This window comes from Rhodococcoides navarretei (assembly GCF_038069675.1).
Lineage (GTDB): Bacteria > Actinomycetota > Actinomycetes > Mycobacteriales > Mycobacteriaceae > Rhodococcoides > Rhodococcoides navarretei.
In genome coordinates this window covers 2,033,410-2,058,379 of record NZ_JBBPCN010000001.1, presented here as the reverse complement: position 1 = coordinate 2,058,379, position 24,970 = coordinate 2,033,410, and the positions used below count along the sequence as shown (strand labels likewise).

At 64.9% G+C, this 24,970-nt stretch carries 26 protein-coding genes and 1 tRNA gene; 7 read left to right on the top strand and 20 right to left on the bottom strand.

What is annotated here, in order from left to right; genetic code table 11:
• Positions 1-4 precede the first annotated feature (4 nt).
• Positions 5-727: a GAF and ANTAR domain-containing protein gene (locus tag AABD04_RS09905; RefSeq protein ID WP_341441060.1), complete on the top strand. Its 723-nt coding sequence runs from the start codon at positions 5-7 to the stop codon at positions 725-727.
• Positions 728-739: 12 nt separating this feature from the next.
• Here the strand turns inward: AABD04_RS09905 and AABD04_RS09900 are convergent, their stop codons facing one another.
• The 3 genes from AABD04_RS09900 to AABD04_RS09890 all read right to left on the bottom strand — a co-directional run bounded on the left by AABD04_RS09900 (position 740) and on the right by AABD04_RS09890 (position 2,956).
• Positions 740-2,194 carry a DHA2 family efflux MFS transporter permease subunit gene (locus tag AABD04_RS09900; RefSeq protein WP_341441059.1) on the bottom strand — a complete coding sequence of 485 codons (1,455 nt, stop codon included), beginning with the start codon at positions 2,192-2,194 and terminating at the stop codon, positions 740-742.
• A gap of 55 nt (positions 2,195-2,249) precedes the next feature.
• Positions 2,250-2,414 carry a hypothetical protein gene (locus tag AABD04_RS09895; protein ID WP_341441058.1) on the bottom strand — a complete coding sequence of 55 codons (165 nt, stop codon included), beginning with the start codon at positions 2,412-2,414 and terminating at the stop codon, positions 2,250-2,252.
• A 74-nt stretch (positions 2,415-2,488) separates the two neighbouring features.
• A complete protein-coding gene (locus tag AABD04_RS09890) occupies positions 2,489-2,956 on the bottom strand; it encodes an NUDIX domain-containing protein (protein WP_341441057.1) in 468 nt (155 codons plus the stop codon).
• 83 nt (positions 2,957-3,039) lie between these two features.
• On the opposite strand from AABD04_RS09890, the gene AABD04_RS09885 reads away from it, so the two are divergent.
• A complete protein-coding gene (locus AABD04_RS09885) occupies positions 3,040-3,681 on the top strand; it encodes a ScbR family autoregulator-binding transcription factor (RefSeq protein WP_341441056.1) in 642 nt (213 codons plus the stop codon).
• Here AABD04_RS09885 and AABD04_RS09880 read toward each other — a convergent pair.
• Both AABD04_RS09880 and AABD04_RS09875 read right to left on the bottom strand, forming a co-directional pair.
• A complete protein-coding gene (locus AABD04_RS09880; RefSeq protein WP_341441055.1) occupies positions 3,659-4,573 on the bottom strand; it encodes an AfsA-related hotdog domain-containing protein in 915 nt (304 codons plus the stop codon). The genes AABD04_RS09885 and AABD04_RS09880 overlap by 23 nt on opposite strands.
• Before the next feature lie 268 nt (positions 4,574-4,841).
• Positions 4,842-4,914, bottom strand: a tRNA-Asn gene (locus AABD04_RS09875).
• A gap of 138 nt (positions 4,915-5,052) precedes the next feature.
• Between AABD04_RS09875 and AABD04_RS09870 the strand changes: the two genes are divergently transcribed.
• Positions 5,053-5,298, top strand: coding sequence for a hypothetical protein (locus tag AABD04_RS09870; protein ID WP_341441054.1), 246 nt, complete (start codon positions 5,053-5,055; stop codon positions 5,296-5,298).
• Here the strand turns inward: AABD04_RS09870 and dnaG are convergent.
• Genes dnaG through AABD04_RS09835 form a run of 7 tightly spaced genes read right to left on the bottom strand, consistent with a single transcriptional unit; the run spans position 5,295 to position 12,783 of the window.
• Positions 5,295-7,211: a DNA primase gene (dnaG, locus tag AABD04_RS09865; RefSeq protein ID WP_243594001.1), complete on the bottom strand. Its 1,917-nt coding sequence runs from the start codon at positions 7,209-7,211 to the stop codon at positions 5,295-5,297. The two genes, AABD04_RS09870 and dnaG, sit on opposite strands and share 4 nt — an antisense overlap.
• A gap of 42 nt (positions 7,212-7,253) precedes the next feature.
• Positions 7,254-8,528 (bottom strand): deoxyguanosinetriphosphate triphosphohydrolase, encoded by a 1,275-nt coding sequence (locus tag AABD04_RS09860; RefSeq protein ID WP_341441053.1) that lies wholly within the window; start codon positions 8,526-8,528, stop codon positions 7,254-7,256.
• Complete coding sequence (locus AABD04_RS09855; protein WP_341441052.1) at positions 8,529-9,245, bottom strand: YdcF family protein; 717 nt, start codon at positions 9,243-9,245, stop codon at positions 8,529-8,531.
• Positions 9,246-9,301: 56 nt separating this feature from the next.
• Complete coding sequence (locus tag AABD04_RS09850; protein WP_317532753.1) at positions 9,302-9,910, bottom strand: response regulator transcription factor; 609 nt, start codon at positions 9,908-9,910, stop codon at positions 9,302-9,304.
• A complete protein-coding gene (locus AABD04_RS09845; protein WP_341441050.1) occupies positions 9,907-11,022 on the bottom strand; it encodes a sensor histidine kinase in 1,116 nt (371 codons plus the stop codon). Before AABD04_RS09845 ends, AABD04_RS09850 begins: the two co-directional genes overlap by 4 nt.
• 46 nt (positions 11,023-11,068) lie before the next feature.
• Positions 11,069-11,872 (bottom strand): ABC transporter permease, encoded by an 804-nt coding sequence (locus tag AABD04_RS09840; RefSeq protein ID WP_341441049.1) that lies wholly within the window; start codon positions 11,870-11,872, stop codon positions 11,069-11,071.
• A complete protein-coding gene (locus tag AABD04_RS09835) occupies positions 11,869-12,783 on the bottom strand; it encodes an ABC transporter ATP-binding protein (protein ID WP_341441048.1) in 915 nt (304 codons plus the stop codon). The genes AABD04_RS09840 and AABD04_RS09835 overlap by 4 nt, the downstream gene beginning before the upstream one ends.
• A gap of 128 nt (positions 12,784-12,911) precedes the next feature.
• Between AABD04_RS09835 and AABD04_RS09830 the strand changes: the two genes are divergently transcribed.
• Entirely contained in the window at positions 12,912-14,945 is a 2,034-nt protein-coding gene (locus AABD04_RS09830) for a TPM domain-containing protein (protein WP_341441047.1), read from the top strand.
• A gap of 70 nt (positions 14,946-15,015) precedes the next feature.
• Here AABD04_RS09830 and AABD04_RS09825 read toward each other — a convergent pair whose 3' ends face one another.
• A complete protein-coding gene (locus AABD04_RS09825) occupies positions 15,016-16,401 on the bottom strand; it encodes a glycine--tRNA ligase (protein WP_121869514.1) in 1,386 nt (461 codons plus the stop codon).
• 185 nt (positions 16,402-16,586) lie between these two features.
• Here AABD04_RS09825 and AABD04_RS09820 point away from each other — a divergent pair, with 185 nt between their 5' ends.
• Both AABD04_RS09820 and AABD04_RS09815 read left to right on the top strand, forming a co-directional pair.
• Positions 16,587-17,048 (top strand): ArsR/SmtB family transcription factor, encoded by a 462-nt coding sequence (locus AABD04_RS09820; RefSeq protein WP_243594008.1) that lies wholly within the window; start codon positions 16,587-16,589, stop codon positions 17,046-17,048.
• Entirely contained in the window at positions 17,045-17,485 is a 441-nt protein-coding gene (locus tag AABD04_RS09815; RefSeq protein WP_341441046.1) for a Fur family transcriptional regulator, read from the top strand. Before AABD04_RS09820 ends, AABD04_RS09815 begins: the two co-directional genes overlap by 4 nt.
• Positions 17,486-17,491: 6 nt before the next feature.
• Here the strand turns inward: AABD04_RS09815 and AABD04_RS09810 are convergent, their stop codons facing one another.
• Genes AABD04_RS09810 through recO form a run of 4 tightly spaced genes read right to left on the bottom strand, consistent with a single transcriptional unit; the run spans position 17,492 to position 20,554 of the window.
• Entirely contained in the window at positions 17,492-18,484 is a 993-nt protein-coding gene (locus AABD04_RS09810) for an iron-siderophore ABC transporter substrate-binding protein (RefSeq protein WP_341441045.1), read from the bottom strand.
• A gap of 49 nt (positions 18,485-18,533) precedes the next feature.
• The gene (locus AABD04_RS09805; RefSeq protein ID WP_317802997.1) at positions 18,534-18,953 is read right to left on the bottom strand and encodes a hypothetical protein; all 420 of its coding nucleotides are present in this window, start codon (positions 18,951-18,953) and stop codon (positions 18,534-18,536) included.
• Entirely contained in the window at positions 18,946-19,764 is an 819-nt protein-coding gene (locus tag AABD04_RS09800; RefSeq protein WP_094635534.1) for an isoprenyl transferase, read from the bottom strand. The genes AABD04_RS09805 and AABD04_RS09800 overlap by 8 nt, the downstream gene beginning before the upstream one ends.
• The gene (recO, locus tag AABD04_RS09795; RefSeq protein WP_341441044.1) at positions 19,721-20,554 is read right to left on the bottom strand and encodes a DNA repair protein RecO; all 834 of its coding nucleotides are present in this window, start codon (positions 20,552-20,554) and stop codon (positions 19,721-19,723) included. The genes AABD04_RS09800 and recO overlap by 44 nt, the downstream gene beginning before the upstream one ends.
• Before the next feature lie 72 nt (positions 20,555-20,626).
• On the opposite strand from recO, the gene AABD04_RS09790 reads away from it, so the two are divergent.
• A complete protein-coding gene (locus AABD04_RS09790) occupies positions 20,627-22,048 on the top strand; it encodes an amidase (protein WP_341441043.1) in 1,422 nt (473 codons plus the stop codon).
• 42 nt (positions 22,049-22,090) lie between these two features.
• Here AABD04_RS09790 and era read toward each other — a convergent pair whose 3' ends face one another.
• The 3 genes from era to ybeY are packed head-to-tail and all read right to left on the bottom strand — an operon-like array spanning position 22,091 to position 24,926.
• The gene (gene era, locus AABD04_RS09785; RefSeq protein WP_317532761.1) at positions 22,091-23,005 is read right to left on the bottom strand and encodes a GTPase Era; all 915 of its coding nucleotides are present in this window, start codon (positions 23,003-23,005) and stop codon (positions 22,091-22,093) included.
• A gap of 15 nt (positions 23,006-23,020) precedes the next feature.
• On the bottom strand, positions 23,021-24,343 hold the full coding sequence (locus tag AABD04_RS09780) for a hemolysin family protein (protein WP_341441042.1): 1,323 nt from the start codon (positions 24,341-24,343) through the stop codon (positions 23,021-23,023).
• A gap of 40 nt (positions 24,344-24,383) precedes the next feature.
• The gene (gene ybeY, locus AABD04_RS09775) at positions 24,384-24,926 is read right to left on the bottom strand and encodes an rRNA maturation RNase YbeY (RefSeq protein WP_341441041.1); all 543 of its coding nucleotides are present in this window, start codon (positions 24,924-24,926) and stop codon (positions 24,384-24,386) included.
• Between the last annotated feature and the right edge of the window lie 44 nt (positions 24,927-24,970).

The following is a 24,970-nucleotide window of genomic DNA, read 5'->3' as shown; positions in this document are numbered from 1 at the left end:
GCAAGTGAACGACGTCTCGCAGCACGACGGCCCGTCGACGGATCCGGCTACAGTGTTCGCCGCTCTGGCAGACATCGTGTACCGAGGCAGCAGTGCCGAAGAGATCTACACCGCGATCTGCAATGCCGCCGTACTCATCGTTCCGCACTGTGATCACGCGAGCCTGATGCTGATGCGCCACGGGAAGCCCGTCACCGTCGCGGCCTCGGACGACATCGCTCGTGTCGTCGACGATATCGAGCGCGCCACCGGCGAAGGCCCGTGCCTGGACGCGATCACCAGCGAGGCAGCCCAGCTCGAGGCCGACTTCCGAACTCCCACCCAGTGGCCCGCCATGGCTCGCGGTGTGTTGAATCGCACGCCGGTGCGCGGTGCCATGGGATTTCGACTCAAGGTGGACGATCAGAAGGTGGGCGCGCTCAACCTGTTCACCGACAGGCCAGGTGTGTTCGATGCGGACAGCGCGAGCCAGGCGATCATTCTGACGGCGTTCACCGCAGTGACTGTCGCAGCGGTCATGAACGGGCAGGAAGCGTCGACCCTGCGTGACGGACTCGAGAGCAACCGGGAGATCGGCAAGGCGATCGGCCTGATCATGGCTCTGCACGATGTGTCCGGCGACGAGGCGTTCGCTCTGCTGCGTAAATCCTCTCAGGACCTGAACGTCAAGATTTCCGACCTCGCAGCAACTGTCGTCGATCGGCACAGCAAGGGCTTGAACACCTGATCGGTGCGCTGCCTACACCTTCTTCGGTAGCGCGAACACCAGTGCCAGCGCCACCACACTGAACGCAGCACTGACGGCCATGGCCATCGCCGCGCCGTGCAGAAAGCCGGAACCGACAGTGTCGGGACCGGTGATGTTCAGAGATCCGAACAGCACGCTGCCGATGACGGCGATACCGATCGCCGAACCGACACGCTGCATGGTGGAGATGACTCCGCTGGCGGCTCCCGCGTCGTCGCGATCGACGGTCGCGACGATGAACTGGGCGTTGGGTGCGATGAATGCTCCGTTGCCGAGACCTGCGATGAACAGTGGAACCAACAGCGTCCAGTGCGAGATCGTGTCGGCAGAGCTGGTCGCGAGGATGATCCACAGCCAGATCAGCCCGATCGAGACGAGAGACGCGCCGAGTATCAGAACGGTGCGACCGAGTCGGATCGTCAGCCTGTTGCTCTGCGAGGCCGCGATGATGCTGCCGATCGCGAACGGTATCGACACCAGTCCCGACGCCAGTGCCGTGTTACCGAGCCCGGTCTGCCACAGCAGCGAGATGGTGAAGAAAATACTGGTGAAGGCGGCGAAATAGACCAGCGCGAGGATCACACCTCCGGTGAACGCCGGACGGGTGAACAATCGAGGTGGCACCAACGGATTCTGCCCGCGGCCGGTCCGAATCACTTCCCACCAGCCGAACAGCGCGATGAGGCCGAGTCCTGCGGCGATCGTCAGGTAGGTCCACATGGGCCAGCCCAATTCCTGGCCCTCGATCAGCGGAACGAGAAGTGCGATGAGACCTGCTGAGATGAGTACCAGTCCGAGCCAGTCGATTCCGGGGCGGGCCGCCGGCTCGGCATCGGTCTTGCTCGGGAGCAGCACTGCAGCCGCAACGAGACCGACGATTCCGATCGGCAGGTTGACCCAGAAGACGAGCCGCCAGCCGTTCTCCTCACCGAAGGCCTGGATGATCAGGCCGCCGACGATGGGTCCGAGTGCGGTCGACACTCCGATGACCGCCCCCATGATGGCAAATGCCTTACCGCGCACCGGCCCCGGGAACAACAGCTGGATGAAGGCGGTGACTGCCGGCACGAACATTCCGCCTGCCAGGCCCTGAACGACTCGCGCAACGACCAGTTGCAGATCGTCCTGCGCCAGCCCGCAGGCGAAGCTCGCGACGGTGAAGAGAGCGAGGCCGGTGAAGAACACCCATTTGTGGCCGATCCGGTCGCCCACCTTGCCCGCCGGTATGAGTGCCAATCCGAAGGCGAGTGCGTACCCCGAGATGATCCACGACAGAACCGATTCCGACGCCTCCAACGTGGTGCTGATCGTCGGTAGTGCCACGTTGACGATGGTGGTGTCCAGCAGTGCCATGAACATGCCCAGCAGCAGAACCACGAGCGCTTTCCAGGCACGTGTGGGTACCTCTGTCGCTGGTGGAGTTGCAGAGGCAATGCCGTCGGTCACTGTGCTGCCCTTCGTCGTAGTCGCTGAGCAGTGCCGACCAGCCGCTGTCGGGTTGTCAGCCGATCATTGCCGTGGCGGCGAACACCCACGAGAGTCCTGTGGCCAGGACCACGAACGCCGAGGCGACGATTCGGCCACCCCACTGCGTCTCCACGAGAGAAGTCTCCGCCAGAGCCGTCTCCGAGGGCGCTTTCGCACCTGCCGTATTCGTCGGCGTCATGATCCACTTCCCACCCTGCATCCGCGACCCTGGTCATTTCCGGCCGGTGGATACCCTGGGAACCCATGCCGAAACTAGTTCGCGGCAACAACCACCTCCAGGGCGTCGAGAAAGGGGTGTTGAGAGGCGAGCAGCTTTGCTCTCGCCTGCGCCAGCGGAAACCATTCGACGCGGTCGACCTCGGGAAACGACTTCATGACGCCGGATTTCGGCGGCCATTCGATCTCGAATGTGTTGCTCACCGCATTCGAGACATCGAGATCGGCCTCGACGCCGAATGCAGTGACGATCTTCCCGCCGCGTTGTCTGACGGTGCCGAGGTCGACGGGCTCGCCGGCCGGAACCTCGACCCCGACCTCCTCCCGAAATTCCCGCTGGGCTGCCGTCCAGGGATCTTCACCATCGGTGATCAGCCCTTTGACGATCGACCAGGCTCCGTCGTCCTTGCGGGCCCAGAAAGGTCCGCCCGGGTGAGCGATCAACACCTCCGGGCCGTCGACACCGACGCGATACAACAGAATTCCTGCGCTCGTTTCGACCATGGCCTCAGCGTGCCACCAATGTGCAGCGCTGACGTCCTCCGCGCCGCCGTGCCTCGAACCCGGCTAGCAGTTATTGTCGACCGATGCAAGAGCGTGCAGCGTCCACCAGGCAGGCCGTACTCGAAGGTGCCGCGACCAGTTTCGAGAAATTCGGTTACGGCACAGCCAGTTTGAGCACTATCATCGCGTATGCCGGGGTCAGCAAAGGCGCGATGTACTTTCATTTCTCCTCCAAGGAGGAGCTGGCCCAGGCTGTCATCGACGCGCAGCTCACGATGGCTGCGACTGCCACCGCCGTCATCGTCGATCGGACGCCGAAAGCGCTCGATGCGTTGATTCTGGTGACAAAAGAGCTGGGCCGTCAGCTGCAGACCGAGTCGATATCGCGAGGCGGCATGAGATTGACGCTGGAGTCGGCCATCGCCGACGGTCCCCACGCGGGGGCGTTCGGCGAGTGGATTGCCAAGATCGGTGGTCTGGTCGCGCGGGCCCAGACGGAGGGCGACGTCGTCGACAGCGTCGACGCAACGGCCGCGGGACGGTACATCGTCTCGTTGTTCACCGGCGTGCACACGGTCTCGGAAATGCTCACCGGACGGGACGATCTCCAGCAGCGGATGACCGAAATGTGGCAGATACTGCTACCCGGCATGGTCCCGCGTCGACGCCTTCCTCGGCTGGTTGCGCTGGCCGAGGCTCCCGTTATCGACTGGAGCGATCGATAGCGGCCAACCACGGTTCGGATGTCGCCGTGACGGACATCGCCGAGAGCACCTCTCCGTCGTTCTCGAATTGGATGCGATGGACGCCGTCGGTGGGATCGGTGTCGACGATCACCGAACACGGATTGCTCCACTCCGCAAAGCCCATGAACCTCACCTCGCACGTGGTGAAGTCCAGCGTCGGGATTCCGGTTGCCATACGCAGAGCCTGCCGGGCCGCTTCGAGCATCGTGACTCCCGGCAGGTACTCGACCGAATGGTCGAACATGGCCAAGTTGCGGGGATCAGGGGCGACGACGATGCTGCCGTCGGATGTGTGGCGTGCCAGCACCACGTCGGACGGGTCGAGGCGTCCCACGGCGGAGGGCGAGACCACCTCGGTTCCGGCCGGCAGGTAACGGAAATGTGGGTCGGCCATGGTCGACTTGCGATGCTGTGAGTACACCTCAGGCCCGATGGTCCGGACGGACGCCGTCCCCGAGGCCACGAGGTGGGTGCCGTTCAGGAGCCGCGCCGACAGCTTCATGCTGTCCATCGACTCGTCGTCGAACCTGACGTCGGTCGCGATCGACTCGGCGACGAGCGAATCGTCGATGTCGTCGACCGACAGCGGATCGAGGATCTCGAAGCGGGAGTGCTCGATGAACACCACATGATCGAGAGGCACGCCATGATTGACGTGACAGAAGAGGCTGATCGCCTGGCGTAGCGCCTCCGCCACCATCAAGGAGTCGTGGGTCCGACGTACCGGCGCGAACATGCGGTGCGACGTAGGGAACTGCACCGCCGCCCGATGGGTACCGTCGACGGTCTCGTAGTCGGTCAACAGAACGTCGCCCGGTGACCGCCGATGCACGAGGTGCCGCGGAACGGTCGCTGCGTAACTCAAACTCATGAAGCCCCTTAACCCGACCGACCCGGTTTTTTTATAGCACTCTCGAGCCGCCCGGATCGCCTGTTCAGTATGTCGCGGCTCGCCGACATACCTCGCATCCGTCACAGGGATTCATTCATTCGGTATACAGCGGTAGCCGTCACGATCTGATAACCGATCCGAACTCGCAGTACCACATATTCGGTGCTTCGTCGGATCGGAGGGTGGCTCCGGTCGGTGCAGCCGGACGCAAAAAATCCCCGCCCGATGGAACCGGACGGGGATTGCGCTCCCCCACCTGGACTCGAACCAGGAACCCTTCGATTAACAGTCGAATGCTCTGCCAATTGAGCTATGGGGGATTACTTCGCGGCGTCACACTCTCGTGCGAGCCGTTGGAAACAATAGCGCACACCCCCTGCCGAGTACCAAATCGCCCTGCTCGAGGTTCGTCGGGCAAGATGGAAGAACAGCCGCACGTTCTATGGAAGGACCTACTGATGATTCGTTTGGTACTGGCGGCTGGAGCTGCGTATGTGCTCGGCGCCAAGGCGGGACGTGGCCGGTACGAGCAGATTCGCAAGACTGCGAACGCCGTCGCGTCGAGTCCGGCCACCAAGAAGGCGATCGAGGTCGGCCGTCAGAAGCTGTCCGATTCCCTGAACACTCAGCCTCGACTGGAGCCGATGAAGCCGATCGACGACGAGACCCAGGTCTTCGTTCCGCGCGATCAGCTGCGGCGTTAACCGACCTCGGCCACACTTCCGACAGCGAGCTCGAGCAGGCTGCGGCGATACTGCTCGAGGGCGATGAGGTCGCCGAACAACGCGTTGTAGTCGTCGGGCTTCTCCACCGGTGACATGCGCTGCAGTTTCGATTTGAGTTCGGCCACCTGCTGACCGACCCACACTTCCTGGAGTCGTGCGAGCACGCCCGAGATGTAGCGGGTGAGAGCGTCGTCGGCCACGCGCATCGGGTCGACGGCCAACTCCGTCACCAACGACACGACTACGGCGTCCTTGGCCTGTTTGGCCACGGCGTCGACCCACTCCCCTCCGCCCAAGCCTGCAGCCGTACCGCCGGCAGCGGCCACTGCGTCGCGCACAGCCGAGTACGCCGGGTGGTGGAAGCTCTCCGGCGGCAGTGAATCGAACACCGTACCGGCCATCGCGGGCATCTGCAGCACAGCTTTGAGAGCCTCCCGCTGCGGCCACAGCGACGGATCGGTTGGGTTGGGACGCGGGGGTCCCGTGGGAGCCTCCACGGGAGCTGCCTGCCGCTTCTCGAACGGGACACGTTTACCGCTGGTGTCGCCCCGGGCACCTTTCTTCGCCTCGTCGCGCACGCGGGCGAGCACCATCGCCGTGTCGTCCCAGCCGGTCCACCCGGCGAGCTGCCGGGCGTACTCGTCCCGAAGCGACGCATCCTTGATGCGAGCAACGACGGGGACCGTTCGCTTCAACGCTTCGACGCGCCCCTCGGGTGTGTCCAGATCATGTTCTCGCAGAAGCGATTTGACCACGAAGGCAAACATCGGAGTACGTCTGGCGACGAGATCGCGAACGGCGTTGTCGCCGGACTTCAGGCGCAGGTCGCACGGGTCCATACCGTCGGGGGCGACGGCCACGAACGTCTGACCGGCGATCTTCTGATCACCCTCGAATGCCTTCATCGCTGCGGCCTGGCCTGCGTCGTCTCCGTCGAAGGTGTAGATCACCTCTCCGCGGAAGTAGCTGTCGTCCATCATCAGTCGGCGCAGCATCGCCAGGTGGTCCTCGCCGAATGCGGTACCGCACGATGCGACCGCTGTCTTGACGCCGGCCAGGTGCATCGCCATCACGTCGGTGTACCCCTCGACGATGACGGCCTGATGTGACTTCGCGATCTCCTTGCGCGCGAGATCCAGCCCGAACAACACCTGAGACTTCTTGTACAGCATGGTTTCCGGGGTGTTGATGTACTTGCCCGGCATCGTGTCGTCGTCGAACAGCTTGCGTGCGCCGAAGCCGATGACGTCTCCGCTCTGACTGCGGATGGGCCACACCAATCGGCGCCGGAAGCGGTCGATCGGCGTACCGCGTTTCCCGGGTGTCGCCAACCCCGCGTCGACGATCTCCTTGGCTTCGAAGCCCTTGCCCAGCAGGTGCTTGGTGAGGGTGTCCCAGCCGTCTGGTGCGAAACCGCAGCCGTAGGCGAGCGCGGCATGGCCGTCGAAGTTGCGTTCGGTCAGGTAGTCCCGCGCAGCCTGGGCGTCGGGACCACTGAGCCTGCCCGCGTAGAACTCCTGCGCTGCCGCGTTGGCGGCGATCAAGCGCGCTCGGGTGCCACGATCACGTTGAACCGATGGCCCGCCGCCCTCGTAGGAGATCGAGTAGTTCAGCCGGTCGGCCAGTTGCTCGACGGCCTCGACGAACGAGATGTGCTCGATCTTCTGGAGGAAGGAGTAGGCGTCACCGCCCTCCCCGCAGCCGAAGCAGTGATAGTGACCGTGGTTGGGGCGAACGTGGAACGACGGTGATTTCTCGTCGTGGAAGGGACACAACCCCTTCATGGAGTCGCCGCCCGCGCGCTTGAGCGAGACGTAGTCACCCACGATGTCTTCGATCCGTGTGCGTTCGCGAATGGCGGCGATGTCGCGTTCAGGAATTCGGCCGGCCACGAAGGGCAGTCTAGTCCCGATCCGAGACGGGTTTCGAATCGATCAACCCCAGCTGGCCTGAGCACCGAGTGACCGCTTGTCGATCAGTTCGAGCCTGCTCTCGGTGTACGACGCGATCTGGTCGACGACCACTCGGGTCCGTTCCGCGTCGCTGTCGGCCCGTTGCCATGCCGGCACCAGGATGGGGTCCAGTTCGCCCGGAGCCGAGCGCATCAGCCACTCGGCGACGCGGTGGATTCGGTCGCGTTGACGCTCCTGGCGGATCTTGTGGCCGGCGTCGGACATCACGTACCGCAGTGCCATGGTCTTGAGCAATGCCACCTCCGACCCGACGATCGACGGCACCACCAGATCGGCGTCGTATCGGCTCAGTGGCGCGGTGCCGTACTTCTCGTGGGTGCCCTCGATGGCGGCGGTGGCGAAGCGGCCGACGAGCTCACTGGTCATGTGCTTGAGCGCGACGGATGCGGCGAGCGTGCCGTCGTAGCGTCCGACGGCGATGACGACGGGCATCCTCGACAGTCGGTTCGCGGCCTCGATCAGTTCGTCGACGTCGAGACCGCGAAACTCCGAGACGCCGAGTTCGGCCAGGGCGCGTTGCTCGATCGGATCGGACAGCGCACGCAAGTCGATTCGGGCGTCGATCACACCGTCCTCGACGTCGTGCACCGAGTACGCCACGTCGTCGGACCAGTCCATGCTCTGCGCTTCGAGGCACTTGTGCTTCTCGGGCGCGCCGTCGCGCACCCAGCCCAGAAGGGCCGAGTCGTCGTCGTAGGCACCGAATTTCGCTCCGGGTGCGGGCCTGATCCATGGGTACTTGGTCGCGGCGTCCAGCGAGGCTCGGGTCAGGTTGAGCCCCACACTGCGGCCGTCCGCGTCGAGGATCTTCGGCTCCAGACCGGTCAGAATGCGCAGGTTCTGCGCGTTGCCCTCGAAGCCGCCGCAGTCCTGGGCCACTTCGTCGAGGGCGCGTTCACCGTTGTGACCGTAGGGCGGGTGGCCGATGTCGTGCGCCAGACCGGCGAGGTCGACCAGATCGGGGTCGCTACCCAGGCCTTCGGCGATGCTGCGGCCGATCTGCGCCACTTCGAGCGAGTGCGTCAGCCGCGTACGCGGGGTGTCTCCGTCTCGAGGTCCGGTGACCTGCGTCTTGTCCGCGAGCCTGCGCAAAGCCGCGCAGTGCAACACGCGCGCACGATCGCGAGCAAAGGCGCTTCGATGCGAGGCGTTGTCCGCCCCGGCCCGCAAGCCCGCGGTCTTCGGGGCTTCGGTGACGAATCGTTCGACGTCGTGCGCCGAGTAGGTGCCGGTCATCTACTGGCCCGCCGTGTAGGAGAAGTCTGCCGTGAAGTGGGTCAACTGATACCAGAGCAGAGCGCCTGTCTCCCTGGCGATTCCGTGTGCCTGCGATTCTCTGGTGTAGACGGCCGGACCGGTGCGGGTGGGCGAGGTCCAGGCGTCGAGGCCTGCGTCACGCGCCATGGTTCTGGTGCGCAGTGAATGCCACGGGTCGCTGACCAGCACCACCGACGACTTGCCCTGTTCTTGCAGTGTGTTGCTCACGGCCTCGATACTCCGGAGGGTGTCCGAGCCCGTCTCGACGGCGGTGATGGCGTCGGCGGGCACTCCCTGCTCGATCAGATAGTTTCGGCCCGACGCCGCCTCGGTGAACAGGTCGCCCTCCTGCTTGCCACCGACGGTGACGATCTCGGGGGCGATTCCCTGCTCGTACAGTGACGCGGCCTGGGACAGACGGGCCTCGAACACGGTCGAGGGTGTGCCGCTGTACTGCGCCGCACCCAGTACCACGATGGCGTCCGCCTGGGAGTAGTCGTCGATGCGCGCCACCTGCCATACCCGCACCGCTGTTCCGGCGACCAGCACCAACGCCATCAGCACCACTCCCGCGACCAGCCGACCGGTCCAGCGTCCGAGCGTTCCGAAGAAGCCGAGGCGCTCGGGACCGGGGTCCGGGGCATACCGATCGTCGTACGGATCGCCGTACGAATCTCGGTCGAGAGTTGAGTTCACCCCTCGAGTTTGCCAGGCCCGCGCTGCTTCGGCGGTCACGGCGCGCCTCGAACGAGCTACAGCCACCCTCGATCCTCGGCCACGCGGACCGCCTCGGCCCGGGTGCTGGTACCGGTCTTTCCGATCGCCGACGACAGATGATTGCGCACCGTCCCCTCCGACAGGTGCACCGTGGCAGCGATGGAGCCGGCCGTCCCTCCCTGCGCTGCGGCGCGGAGAACTTCCTGCTCACGAGCCGTGAGCGGAGAAATGCCGTCCGTCAGAGTCTCGGTCGCCAACGTCGGATCGACGACCCGGAGCCCCATGTGCACCCGCCGAACAGCGTCGGCCAGCTGCTTGGCTGGAGTGTCCTTGACCACGAAACCCGACGCACCCGCATCGATCGCGCGGCGCAGGTAACCCGGTCTGCCGAACGTGGTGACAATCAGCACCCTCGACTCGGGAGCGACCAGTGCCAGTTCGGCGGCGACATCGATACCGTTCTTGCCGGGCATCTCGACGTCGAGCAGCACGACGTCGGGTCGATGTTCCAGCACGGCAGCGACCACTTCGTCCCCGCGTCCCACCTCGGCGACAACGTCCAGATCGTGCTCGAGACCCAGCAGTGCTGCGAGCGCGCCCCGCACCAGCGCCTGATCGTCGGCCAACAGCAGTCTGATGCTCATTCCGCCGAAACCTCCACTCCGAACCCACCGGTCGACACCCGAGCAATCGTCAGTGAACCACCCGATGCCTTCACTCGTTCACCGAGACCGCGAAGGCCGTTGCCCCCGTTGTCGCTGCCGCCCTCGGCAGGTCCGACTCCGTCGTCGACGATCGAGATGCTGGACGCCGTCAGCGTTACCCGGCAGTGCCGTGCGCTCGAGTGTCGAACCACGTTGGTCACCGCTTCCCGAAGTACCCAACCGAACAGTTCTCGGTGTCGCAGCGGCACCACGTCGGCATCGCCGGGAAGGTCGGCCTCGATTCCCGCAGCGTTCAAAGCCGTACGGGCACTGGGCAGTTCGGTGCCTATATCGATCTGCCGCATTCCGCCGACGGTGCTGCGAACGTCCGCAAGCGCTTGCCGGGCAAGCGTTTCCAGCTCGGCGATCTCCACGGCCGCGCGGGCGGGGTCGATCTCGATGAGCCTGCCGGCCAGTTCGCTCTTGACGGTGATGACGGTCAGGGAATGGCCGAGGATATCGTGCACGTCTCGGCTCATGCGCTCGCGCTCGGCCACGATGGCCAGGTCTGCCAATTGCTGCCTGGCCACGGCCAATTCGTGATTGCGTTGGAACACCTGGGTGATGCCCCAGGCCGCGGCCGCGCTGATCAGCAGCTGAAACGCGAAGAAGGTGTCGGGCTCCCAGGACGAGACCAAGCGTGGCACCGCCTCGACGAGTGCGACCATCACCACCACCAACGCCCACGCTTGCCTGACCGGCAGGGTCATCATGGCCAGCACTGCGATATAGACGGTGGCACCGAAGGCAGTGGTGTCGATCGACAGGCTCATGAACACGGTCAGGGTGATCATGACCCCGAGCGCGATCCACGCCTGCGAGGTAGGCAGTGGCTTTCCTCGGCGGAGTCCGGTGCGGAAGCGCCAGAAGGTGGACGTGAACACCACTCCGAAGGCAACGATCGTCATGACCCCGGCAACCTTCGCCGGCATGTGTTCCAGAGCGAGGATGTCGTTCAACGGATAGATCAGATACACCAGCCAGATGGCTCCGAACATCCAGCCGAACCGCCAGATCCGTCCCTCGGGAAGGTCGGCGGTGAGCGTGGTCATGCCGCCCACGGTATCTCTGTGGGCGACATGATCAGTGGTTTCGGTCTCAGGCACGCGTGGTGTCTCTTCGGAACAGCAACGCAGCTCCCGAGACGAACACCGTCGCCCACACCGCCAGATTGATCACGGCGATCAGCAACGTTCCGGTTTCGGTCCCGGCGAACGCGGCCCTGGACACGGTAGCCAGCCCGTAGAGCGGGGTGAACTGGGCCAGCATCGGAAACCAGCCGCTGTCACCGAGGGGAACGAAGAGTCCGCCCGCCAACGCCAGGAAAGCCAGCACGGGTCCGAGAATCTGCATCACGTTCTCCGACGGCAGCAGGTAGCCCATGAACAATCCGAACGCGGCGAACACCGCCGAGCCGATCCAGCCGATCAGACCGCTGACGATCCACACCCAGATCGGCATGTCCGCCCCGAAGAACTTCGCGACGCCGAACACCACGACGATCGAGGCTGCACCCATCGTCATGGCCACAAGGACCTTGGTGACGATGTAGGCGACCGGCTTCAGCGGGGTCAACCGCAACTGTCGGCTCCACCCTTGCGCCCGCTCGACCGAGACCATCGCTCCCCCACTGGTGGTGGCGAGCATCGCTCCGTAGACGGCCATGCTGATGGCGATGTAGCCGGTGACGTTGCCGTGCGCGAAAGGGTAGTTGGTCCGGTAGTCGGACTGCGTGCCGAAGATGACGAAGAACACCGGCGGCATCACCAAGGTGAAGATGAGAGTTCGCTTGTTTCGGAAGAGCCTGCGAATCTCGAGTCCGAGAAAGGTCGGCGAGAAGCCGCCCCAGGCAACAGCTCTGGCAGAGGTGCGGGTGGTCGTGGACGGTGTGGTCGTGGTCATCGGATGCTCCCGGCTGTGTCGTTTTCAGAATCGGTGGTCAGGGCGAGGAAGGCGTCCTCGAGGTTGCGCGAGACGATTTCCAGATCGGTCGCGTGCGCTTCGTTGAGCAGATAGCGGGCAACGCAGTCGGAGTCGCGGCCGTGCACGATCACCCGATCGCCGCGAGTCTCGACGCGGTCCACCCCCGGCAGAGCCAGCAACACCGACTGGTCGACGCCGGGCAGCGTGGCGGTGACGGTGCGTCCTGCAGCCAGGTTCTTCACCTCGGCGGCGCTGCCGTCGGCGACGATCTTGCCGTGTCGCACCAGCACGATGCGGTCCGCATAGGCGTCGGCTTCGTCGAGATAGTGCGTAGCGAACAGCACCGTTCGGCCGGTACTGGCGTCCTGGCGAATGGCGTTCCAGAAGTCGCGACGCCCCTCGACGTCCATGCCGGTGGTCGGCTCGTCCAGCACCAGCAGATCCGGGTCGGGCAGCAATGCGAGCGCGAACCGCAATCGCTGCTGCTGCCCGCCGGAGCATTTGGCCACTCGGCGATCGCCGATCTCGGCGATACCGGCCCGGGTGAGAACCTCCTGCACCGACCGGGTTCGGGCGAACAGCACCGAGGTCAGCTCGACGGTTTCGCGGACGGTCAGGTCGCGGAGCAGACCGCCGGTCTGCATGACGGCCGAGATGCGGCCCTGGGCGATGGCGTCGGCGGGCGTGCCCCCGAACACCGACACCGACCCGGTGGTGGGTGTTGCCAGCCCGAGCATCATGTCGATGGTGGTCGTCTTTCCCGCTCCGTTGGGTCCGAGAAATGCGACGACCTCGCCCGGTTCGATGGACAGGCTGAGCCCGTCGACCGCCCGGACCGAGCCGTAGGTCTTGGTGACGTCTCGTAGTTCGACTGCCGTTGTTGTGGTCATGGGACTCACTCTGCTGCGGCCGGGCGGCTTCGACCTCGTTCGAGCGTCACGATTGCGAGGTGACAACTGTCATGCATCCACATCGACCTGCTCGATCTCTGCACCGCCCAGCCGGTAGATTTCAGGCCATGGCAGTCCAGCACCGGCGGCACAGCAGCGCCACAGTCCCCAGGTCGGTCCATCGATTTCGTCGTCTCGCCGCTACGGGTGCTCTGACCCTGTTCGCGGCGGTTCTGCTCGCGCCGGGGGTTGCATCCGCCGAGGCTCCCTCGCGGCTGGCCACCCAGATCACCGACAACGTCCAGGCTCTGGACCCTGATTCGCTGGCCGAGGTGCAGACCTCGGTCGACGACCTCTACGGCAGCAGCCAGCTTCGGTTGTGGGTCACCTACGTTGCGGATTTCGACAACCTGTCGGCCGCCGACTGGGCCGAGCAGACCGCGTCGAGAAGCGACCTCGGGCAGCGTGACGTCCTCCTCGCGGTGGCGACCGTGGACCGTTCGTACTACCTGGGCGTGAATACCGGACTGTCTCAGATCACCTCGTCCGAACAAGACGACATCCGTGTCAACGACGTGGAACCCGCACTGCGCGAGGAGGATTGGTCCGGTGCCGCTATTGCGGCAGCCGGTGCACTCGGCGACGCGTATGCCTCGAGCGGCAGCGGCGGATCGTCGGCACCGTTGCTGATCGGTGTCGGCGTGCTGGCGGTGGCGGGCGGCGGAGCCGTCGTCTACTCCTCGCGTCGCAAGAAGGCCCGCGTCGCCGCCGAGGTCGAGGCCGTGGCGAACATCGACCCGAGCGACCCGGCCGCGCTGGCCGCCTTCCCGATCGACGTCCTCGATACCCGCGCCAAGGAAATTCTGATCGAGACCGACAATGCCGTGCGCGCCAGCGAAGAGGAATTGAACCTCGCGCGAGGCGAATTCGGCGATTCCGCGGCTGCACCGTTCATCGCCGCCCACGACAACGCCAAGAAAGCGTTGGCCTCTGCCTTCGAAATACGTCAACGCCTCGACGACGCCATACCCGAAACTCCCGACCAACGACGCGCGATGCTCGTCGAGATCATCTCCTCGTGCGGGCAAGCCGATCGCGAACTCGATTCGCGGGTGGAGGAATTCGACGGATTTCGCGACCTGGTGATGAATGCCGAGTCGCATCTCGACGAGCTCACCCAGGCGATCATCGGGTTGACGGTGCGGATTCCGCAATCCGAAACCCTGCTCGCTCAACTGCATTCGGACTTCTCCGAGACTGCACTGAAATCGATAGCGGACAACGTCACGATGGCCAAGGACCGACTCGCGCTGGCCGAGGACAACATCGAGGCCGGCCGCAAGGCGGCAGCACTGCCGCCCGGCAAGCAGGGTCCGGCCGTCACTGCGATTCGGACGGCCGAACGAGCCGTCGATCAGGCCAAGACACTGCTCGACGGCGTCGACCACGCCCGCGACGACATCCGGCACGCCATCGCCACCCTGCCCGACGCCATCGCGGACGTCCGCCGCGACATCGAGCAGGCCGGCACATTGACCGAACACGGTGGTGCCGAGTTGCACTCGGCGGTGACTGCGGCGCAGACGGCGTTGCAGAACGCGGAGAAGGCCCAATCCTCGGATCCTCTGGGTAGCTATACCGCCCTCGCCGAAGCCGATGCCGAACTCGAGAAGATCGTGGACGAGGCATCGGCAGAGAAGGCTGCCGAAGACCAGCTGCGTGCGCGTCTCGAACGCGATATCGCGGCCGCTCAGGCACAGATCACCGCAGCCGCGGACTACATCTCGACCCGTCGTGGCGGCGTCGGGGCCGACGCCAGAACTCGCCTGTCCGAGGCCGAACGCCACCTCGGCGCGGCCCGGCAGCTCGAACCGGAGAACCCCGACGAAGCCCTCAAGCATGCGCATGCCGCCAGCCAATTGGCCTCGCGCGCATCGCAGATCGCCCAGTCCGATGTACAGAACTGGGAGAACCGTCACGGTCCGCGCGGTGGCAGTAGCGGCGGCAACATCGCCGGCGCAGTGCTCGGCGGCATCCTGATCAACAGCGTCCTTCGCGGCGGCGGTGGCGGCGGAGGATTCGGCGGTGGCTTCGGTGGTGGCGGGGGCTTCGGTGGAGGTGGTGGGGGCGGCGGATTCGGCGGTGGCGGCGGCCGCTTCTAGTCTTCTCGACATACGTACGACAGGGCCCGATCTCACGAAGAGATCGGGCCCTGTCGGTTATGTGAGGCTCTTACGCACCGATCAGTCGAGAGGCGATGTAACCCTCGACCTGGTCGAGAGCAACGCGCTCCTGTGCCATCGTGTCGCGTTCACGGATGGTGACGGCATGATCGTCGAGGGTGTCGAAGTCGACGGTGATGCAGAACGGGGTGCCGATCTCGTCCTGACGACGGTAGCGGCGACCGATGGCTCCGGCGTCGTCGAATTCGACGTTCCAGTACTGACGCAGTTGCTGCGCAAGATCTTTCGCCTTGGGCGTCAGGTCGGCGTTACGCGAGAGCGGAAGCACTGCAACCTTCACCGGGGCGAGACGACGGTCCAGCTTGAGCACGACACGCTTGTCGACGCCGCCCTTGGCGTTGGGAGCTTCGTCCTCGGTGTACGCGTCGACGAGGAACGCCATCAGCGAACGCGTCAGGCCTGCGGCCGGCTCGATGACGTACGGGGTGTACCGGGTGTCGGTGGCCTGCTCGTAGTAGCTCAGGTCCTGGCCCGACGCCTTCGAGTGCACCGAGAGGTCGTAGTCGGTTCGGTTCGCGACGCCCTCGAGCTCACCCCACGCACTGCCCTGGAAACCGAACTTGTACTCGATGTCCACGGTGCGCTTGGAGTAGTGCGACAGCTTCTCCTTGGCATGCTCGTAGAGCCGCAGGTTCTCAGGGTCGATACCGAGATCGGTGTACCACTTCATGCGGTAATCGATCCAGTACTGATGCCACTCGTCGTCCTCGCCCGGCTTGACGAAGAACTCCATCTCCATCTGCTCGAACTCGCGGGTACGGAAGATGAAGTTTCCGGGAGTGATCTCGTTGCGGAAGCTCTTGCCGATCTGGCCGATGCCGAACGGCGGCTTCTTACGCGAGGTGGTCAGCACGTTGGCGAAGTTGACGAAGATGCCCTGCGCGGTCTCGGGACGCAGGTAGTGCAGGCCCTCTTCGTTGTCGACCGGGCCGAGGAATGTCTTGAGCAGGCCCGAGAACGCACGCGGCTCGGTCCACGAACCTGGCTCACCGGTCTCGGGATCGCGGATGTCGGCCAGGCCGTTCTCCGGCGGGTGGCCGTGCTTCTCCTCGTAGGCTTCGATGAGGTGATCCGCACGGTACCGCTTGTGCGTGTGCAGCGACTCGACCAGCGGGTCGGAGAACGTCTCGACGTGGCCCGACGCCTCCCACACCTCGCGAGGCAGAATCACCGAGGAATCCAGCCCGACGGTGTCGTCGCGGCTGGTGATCATGTTGCGCCACCACTGCTTCTTGATGTTCTCCTTGAGCTCGACGCCCAACGGACCGTAATCCCAGGCCGACCTGGTACCGCCGTAGATCTCGCCGCACGGGTAGACGAGGCCTCTGCGCTTGGCGAGGTTGGCGACGGTTTCGACTTTGGACTTGGGTGCCACTGGCGGAGCTCTCCATCTTCGGTTACATCGTGTAAGAGGTGACGTGGGCGGTTTTCGCCCTGATCAGACTATCTGGCTCGGCGGGCGAAACCGAACAGCGGTCGAGTGCGGGAGTTGACATGCGCACCTGTGCATATCACAATGAATACGATTTGCAATAACAACAACTGCACTAACCTGAAGTCATGACGTCGATCGTGCAGGGAGAGTCCGCCGGCAACGAACCGGCTACCGAAGGAGCCGCAACCGTGTCCACGGACTCGACAGTGGAAGCAAGTTCGAGCCACAGGCAGGATCCCGAGCATCCGTTGCACTCGGGCGATCCGTTCGCGGTCGCTCCCCCGGCTCACATCCCGCCGAAGGAGACTCTGACTGCGGCGGGCGACATCCTGCGGGCCCTCGCGGCGCCGGTACGCATCGCCATCGTGCTGCAGTTGCGCGAGTCCGAGCGGTGCGTTCACGAACTCGTCGTCGCCCTCGGTGTCACGCAACCGTTGATCAGCCAGCACCTGCGGGTACTCAAGGCAGCGGGTGTCGTGCGCGGAGAACGCAACGGACGCGAGGTCCTGTACCGATTGGTCGACGATCACCTCTCCCACATCGTCGTCGACGCCGTGGCCCACGCCGAGGAAGGCCGACACCCGTGACCGACAAGTCCACCGATACCGCCGCACCCAGACGACCCGTCGTCGTCGGAGTGCGAGCCACCAAGCAGCGCAGTGCCATCTCGGATCTGCTCGACACCATCGAGGAGTTCAAGTCCGCACAGGATCTGCACGACGAATTGCGCAAGCGCGGTGAGGGCATCGGCCTCACCACCGTGTATCGCACTCTCCAGACCCTCGCCGATGCCGGCACTGTCGACGTGCTCCGCACCGACAACGGGGAGTCCGTCTACCGACGCTGCTCCTCCGGTCATCACCATCACCTGGTGTGCCGTTCGTGTGGTTTCACCGTCGAGGTCGAAGGCCCCACCGTCGAGAAGTGGTCGCAGAGTGTCGCCGAGTCCAACGGCTTCAGCGACGTGAGCCACACGATCGAGATCTTCGGCACCTGCAGTCAGTGCAGCGCTGCCGCTCGGTGAATCGGCTCAGGCGACGGCCTCTGCCACGCGAGGTACCACCGCGTCGATGGCGAACGGAATCGACAGCACCGAGTTGTACGTGATCGCGCCACGCTGATCGGTGGACAACGGAACGATCGCGTCGCCCCGTGCGGCATCGAGCGTTCCGAAGATCGGGTTCTCCGCCACCACGTCGATGTCCTCACCGGTACCGAGATAGAGCACCAGATCCGCGTCGAGCATCGAGATGTTCTCGGTCGAGACCGGAACGAAGAAGTTGGTGCCGTCGTCCTGGGCGCGGATCGATTCCGGGACCTCGAAGCCCAGCGAGGTGACGAACGTCCCCCGCGCATCACCGGGCAGATAAGCGCCGAACTGGCCGTCGTACGGAAGCACCACTGCTGCTGTCTTACCCGCGAACTCGGGATGTTCGTTTCGAACCTGCTCGAGCGCCGCGGTGGTCTGCGTGTTCAACTCCTCGCCGCGGTCGCGTTCACCCATGGCACGAGCAATGGTGTCGGTGGCCACCTCACGATCGACGGCATAGGCAGCCGATCCGGCCGGTCGGGCCACCGTCGGCGCGATGTCACTGAGTTGTGCGTACGTCGCCTCGTCGAAACCCGCATTGAGTCCGGTGATGAGATCCGGCGCCAGAGAGGCGATCAGCTCGAAGTTCGGCTCGGACTCCGACCCCAGCAGCGTCAACGGCGCGTCACCGACCAACTCGTCGGTCCATGGACCCAGTCCGGTCTCGTAGAACGTGTACCCGGTGTTGCCGACGGGAACGGTGCCGAGCGCGATGACGGCATCGGCGTCGGACACCCCGAGCGTGACGATTCGGGTCGGCTTCTCCGCGATGGTCGTGCTGCCGTAGATGTGATCGATGACGACCGGGAATGCACCGTCGGAAGATGGTGCCGCCGAGTCCTCCGAGCTCTCTGTCGAACAGGCCGTCAGAGACACACCGAGAACGATCACCGCCACCGTTGCCGTCAGCATCCGGGTCCACCGCACAGTCATCGCATCCGCCTCTACTGGAAGTTAGTACAGGCAAACCTTAGCGGACAGCTCAGGGCAGTAGACCCTCGCGGGCTTTCTCGACTCCGGCGAGCACCAGGATCAGCATCGTCAGCATGGCCTCGTCGTCCAGCCCGTTCGCCGGAAAGGTGTAGCGCAGCAACACATCTGCGAGCTTGTCATGGGTGTTGACCGAGATCGCGCCGAACTGCGAGTCGGCATTGCGGTCGGCGACCTTCTTGTGCAGAGCTGCCTTGAGCGGACGATCCCAGGCCAACACCGCAGTGAGCGAGAGCACCTCGAGTTCGGGTGAGAGTCGAACGGCGCGCAACGAGCAGAGTGCGCCGGCGTAGTCGAAACCGAGCGACCCCTCGTCGCCGAGTGTGACCGTCGCGAACTGCGAGAGCGCCAACTGGGCCCGGGCCTGCAACGAAAGCCCCTCGTCAGGAGTCCCGTTCGCGTTGTCACTCATACTTGACTCCACCGAATCGTCGGTCTCGCGAGGCGTATTCGATACACGCCTCCCACAGATCCCGACGGTCGAAGTCCGGGAAGAGCTTCTTCTGGAACACGAACTCCGCGTAGGCGGATTGCCAGAGCAGGAAGTTCGACGTTCGCTGCTCCCCCGACGGACGCAGAAACAGATCAACGTCGGGCATGTCCGATTCGTCGAGGTACTTGGCGACGGTCGCCTCGGTGATCTTCTCGGGGTTCAGCTTGCCCGCGGCCACCTGGCGAGCGATTTCCCTTGTAGCATCGGCAATCTCGGCACGGCCACCGTAGTTGACGCACATCGTCAGCGTCATCACGGTGTTGTGCTTCGTCAGCTCCTCGGCCACTTCCAGTTCTTTGATGACACTGCCCCACAACCTCGGTCGACGGCCGGCCCAGCGAACCCGAACGCCCATCTCGTTCATTTCGTCGCGTCGACGACGGATGACGTCGCGATTGAAGCCCATCAGAAACTTGACCTCGTCGGGACTGCGCTTCCAGTTCTCCGTCGAGAAGGCGTACGCCGACAACCACTGAACCCCGATCTCGATGCATCCGCACACGGTGTCCATGAGCACCGCTTCACCCTGCTCGTGCCCAGCGGTCCGCGGCAATCCTCGATCCTGGGCCCACCGGCCGTTGCCGTCCATCACCAGCGCGACATGGCGAGGAATCAATTCGGGCTGCAGGATCGGCGGCCGAGCGCCCGACGGATGCGGATCGGGAGGGCGCACTGCCGACTGTTCGTCAGGCCGGGGTTGCGGCTCTCGTCGTCGAATCACGGTCCCCATCCTGCCCGACGGTGTCGGCGAACACGGAGTCAGGTTGTGCCAGCGGCACCTGATGCGGGTGCGAGCGTTCGATGAGCGGAAGCGTGCGCAGCTGTCGTTCCAGATGCCATTGCAGATGCGCCGCCACCAGTCCACTGGCCTGCTTGCGGACGGCCTCGGAGGTGGTGACGGTGTAGTCCCACTCTCCCCGCTCGAGCGCAACCATCAGATCGAGAACCCCGGTCGACGGCGTCGCCGATCCCGGCGGCCGGCAATGCACACACACGGCCCCACCGGCCGCGACGTGAAACGCACGGTGCGGCCCCACCGCTGCGCACCGCGCGCAGTCGGTCAGTGCGGGAGCCCATCCGGCGAAACCCATCGCGCGCAGCAGGTACGCGTCGAGCACCAGTTCGGGAGGCCGGATGTGCTGTGCGAGGGCGCGCAGGGCACCGACGGTCAACTGATGCAGCCGCTGCGCGGGCGCATGCTCCTCACCTGCCAGCCGTTCGGCAGTTTCGAGAACCGCGCAACCGGTGGTGTAGCGACCGTAGTCGGCCACGATGTCTCCGCCGAACGCGTCGACCGTATGCACCTGGGTGACGATGTCGAGGTTGCGTCCCGGATAGAGCAGAACGTCGATGTGCGCGAACGGCTCGAGCCGCGCACCGAACTTGGATTTGGTGCGACGAACCCCTTTGGCGACGGCCCGCACGATTCCGTTTTCCCTGGTCAACAACGTGACGATGCGATCGGCCTCACCCAGCTTGTGCTGGCGCAGGACGACTGCGTTGTCACGGTATGGCCTCACGTACTCCAGTGTCCCACGCGCGCAGCGGCGGTGATCGTTCCCGCGCTGACGAGTACTCGATACTGTTCAGGCGTGGATTTCCATCGGTCGACCCTCGTTGCTCAGGCTGCCGATCTCGTGTCGGGCCGCATTACGTCGGTGCAGGCGGTAACCGCGTCGCTCGATCGGATCGAGAAGAGCCAGCCCGCGCTCAACGCGTTCCGCATCGTGCGCCGCAGCGCCGCCCTCGCCGAGGCAGCCGAGGCGGATCGGCTGCGTTCCACCGGCCACACCGCTCCCCTGCTCGGCGTTCCGATCGCCGTCAAGGACGACGTCGACATCACCGGAGAGCCGACCGCCTTCGGCTGCGCGGGTGACTTTCCGCCGGCCACTGCGGACTCGGAGGTGGTGCGCAGATTGCGTGCTGCCGGAGCCGTCATCGTGGGAAAGACGAACAGTCCCGAACTCGGTCAGTGGCCGTTCACCGGCGGCACCTTCGGGCACACCCGCAATCCGTGGCACCGCGAGCGCACGCCGGGCGGCTCATCCGGCGGTAGCTCTGCAGCAGTGGCTGCCGAATTGGTCTCTGCCGCTCTGGGTTCCGACGGTGCCGGTTCGGTGCGCATCCCGGCATCGTGGACGAATCTCGTCGGGATCAAGCCGCAACGAGGAAGGATCTCCACGTGGCCGGACGCCGAGGCGTTCAACGGCATCACCGTCATCGGCCCGCTCGCCCGTACGGTGGCCGACGCGGCGCTGCTCCTCGATGTGGTCTCGGGTGGCCATGACGGAGATCTGCATCGTCCGGCACCGGTGACCGTCTCCGATGCTGTCGGACGCAACCCCGGCTCCCTGCGCATCGCGCTCAGCCTTCGTAAGCCCTTCATCCCGACGCCGGCACCGCTGGATCCGGAGATCGCAGCGGCGGCGTACGAGATGGCCGCGGTGCTGCGATTGCTCGGGCACCGAGTGGTCGTCGACGACCCCGCCTACGGAATGCTGTTGGGGCTCAATTTCCTACCCCGCTCACTGGCGGGCGTGGCGACCTGGCTCGATCGACTCCCCGATCCATCTCTCGCCGACCCGAGGACCCGAGCCAACGCCAGGAGCGGCCGGGCTCTCGCCGGAGCGCCGCTGCGAGCAGCACGCGCCGCCGAACCGCGCATCGGGCGTCGGATCGGCCGGTTCTTCGACGAGTACGACATCGTGCTCGCACCCACCACGGCTACCCCGCCGCCGCGGATCGAGGCCATCGACGGCATCTCCAACGCAGACACCGATCGGGTCATCACCGAGCACTGCCCGTACACCTGGCCGTGGAACGTTCTGGGCTGGCCGAGCGTCAACGTGCCCGCGGGATTCACCACCGGCGGCCTACCCATCGGTCTGCAGTTGATGGGGCACGAATCCTCGGAGCCGCTACTGGTGTCGGTGGCTGCTCAACTCGAGAACGTGCTGCAGTGGCACCGCAAGCGCCCCGATCCCTGGTGGACCGACGTGAGCGAAACTTCGTAGTCTGCTACGAATTGCCGTGCACGTGCGGCGAAGCCGCTCCGGTCAGAAGCCGAGCTTGCCCATCTGCTTGGGGTCGGTCTGCCAGTCCTTCGCGATCTTGACGTGCAGGTCCAGGTAGATCCTGGTGCCGAGCAGCTTCTCGATCTGCAGTCGCGAGGCCGTGCCGACCTCCTTGAGCCGCGAGCCGCCCTTGCCGATGATGATCGCCTTCTGGCTCGATCGCTCGACGTAGAGGATCGCGTGCACGTCGAGCATGTTGTCGTGGCCCTCGCGGGGCACGACCTCCTCGATGACGACGGCCAACGAGTGGGGCAGCTCGTCTCGGACGCCTTCGAGCGCGGCTTCACGGATGAGCTCGGCCATGAGGATCTCCTCGGGCTCGTCCGTCAGCTCACCGTCGGGGTAGAACGCCGGTCCCGGTGGGAGTTCGGAGGCCAGCAGGTCGACGAGCTTCTCGATCTGCTCGCCCGATTCGGCCGACACCGGAATGACGTGCGAATTCTCGCCGAGCAGCTTCGACAGCGACATCAGCTGCTGGACGACGCGTTCCTTCTTTACCTTGTCGATCTTGGTCACGATCCCGATGAGCGTGGTCTTGGGCGCGATGTGCCGCACCTGTTCGAGAATCCACCGGTCGCCGGGCCCGATCTTCTCGTCCGCGGGGATACAGAGTCCGATGACGTCGACCTCGGAGTAGGTGTCCTGCACCAGATCGTTGAGGCGTTGCCCCAGCAGCGTTCTCGGTCGGTGCAGGCCCGGGGTGTCGACCAGGATCAGCTGGGCGTGCTCGCGGTGCACGATGCCGCGAATGGTGTGCCGCGTCGTCTGGGGACGCGAGGACGTGATGGCGATCTTCGATCCCACCAGTGCATTGGTCAGTGTGGACTTGCCGGTGTTGGGTCGGCCTACGAAACAGACGAATCCGGATCGGAACTCACCGTTGTTCTGCTCGGACAAGAGCACCTCCAGATTTCAGTGTTGACGAGTGGCGTCGGACGAGTCGTCGTCCTCGGTGGATTCTTCGTCGGGTTCGATCTTTTCGACCAGCACCGTGGTGATGCGGACGCGCCCCTTGGGGTCGGCTCCGCCTTCGCCGCGCAGCAGCAGTCCGTGGGTGATCACCTGCGATCCGGGCAACGGTACTCGGCCGAGTTCGTAGCCGAGGAGTCCGCCGACGGTGTCGACTTCCTCGGATTCGATCTCGATGCCGAAGATCTCGCCGAGGTCCTCGAGTGGCACCCGGGAGGACAATCGATAGCGTCCGTCGTCGAGTTCCTCGATGGGGGCAACCTCGTCGGAGTCGTATTCGTCCGCGATCTCGCCGACGATCTCCTCGATGACGTCCTCGATGGTCACCAGGCCCGCAATGCCTCCGTACTCGTCGACGAGCAGAGCCATGTGGTTGCGATCGCGCTGCATCTCGGCGAGCAGACTGTCCAGCGCCTTGGAATCGGGAACGAAGACGGCCGGACGCATCAACTCGGACACCTGCACTCCGCGGCCACCGTCGGTGGAGTAGTACGTCTGCTGCACAAGGTCTTTGAGATACACGACGCCGACCACATCGTCCACGTTCTCCCCGATCACCGGGATGCGGGAGTGTCCGCTGCGCACGGCCAACGACGTGGCCTGGCCCGCCGACTTGTCCGACTCGATCCACACCATCTCGGGGCGCGGGACCATGACCTCACGGGCGGAGGTGTCACCGAGCTCGAACACCGACTGGATCATCCGCCGTTCGTCGTCGGCCACGACGCCGCGTTCGCGAGCCATGTCCACCAGTTCTCGGAGTTCGATCTCGGAGGCGAAGGGGCCGTTGCGAAATCCCTTACCTGGGGTGATCGCGTTACCGATGAGGATGAGCAGTCTGCTGATCGGGCCGAGGAGCCACCCGAGCGCGCGTAGCGGCAACGCGGCCGCCAACGCGATCGAGTACGCGTTCTGCCGCCCGAGGGTTCGCGGACCGACACCGATCACGACGTAACTGACCAGCACCATGGCCACCGCACTGATCAGCAAGGCCGTGGTGGAGTCGATCAGCTGTGTCAGACCACCCGCGAGCAACACAGTGCCGCCGATCTCGCACAGGATGCGCAGCAGCACCATCAGATTGACGTAGCGCGGGCGGTCGCCGACCACGACGACGAGGCCGGTGGCACCGGGCCGCTCGTCCTTGACCATGTCCTCGATGCGCGCCCGCGAGACCGTGTTCAGCGCAGAATCGACCGCAGCGAACAGGCCTCCGAGAGGGACGAGAAGGACGGCGAAGACGATGAGCGCAACAGCACTGCTCACGCGCTACGACCCCGTACTTCCAGCTGCTCGACGACGCAGATCATCGATCGTGTCCGTCGACGAAACCGGCCTTGCCGAGGAGCCGGGCATCGCGGGCGGCCTGTTCGGCGGCCTGCTCCGCTCGCCTGGCATCCTCGTACCACTCGGCGAGCAGACGGTTCTGCAGCTCGAACATTTCCTTCTCTTCGTCCGGCTCGGCATGGTCGTAACCCAGCAGGTGCAGCACACCGTGCACGGTCAACAACGCCAGCTCGTGCTCGAGCGAATGTCCTGCCTCAGCAGCCTGATCCGCGGCGAACGACGGGCACAGCACGATGTCGCCGAGCATCGCCGGTCCGGGCTCGGGGGCGTCGGGACGACCGCCCGGCTCCAGCTCGTCCATCGGAAACGACATCACGTCGGTGGGGCCGGGCAGATCCATCCACCGCATGTGCAGATCGGCCATCGTGGCCGAATCCACCAGCACCATCGACAGTTCCGCGGCGGGATGCACGTCCATGCCGGCGATCGCGAACCGTGCGACCGAGACCAGCTCGGGTTCGGAGATGTCCATCCCCGACTCGTTGGACACTTCGATACTCATCTAGCCACTACCCACGCTCTCGTTGCCTGCATCTGTCGGTCCGT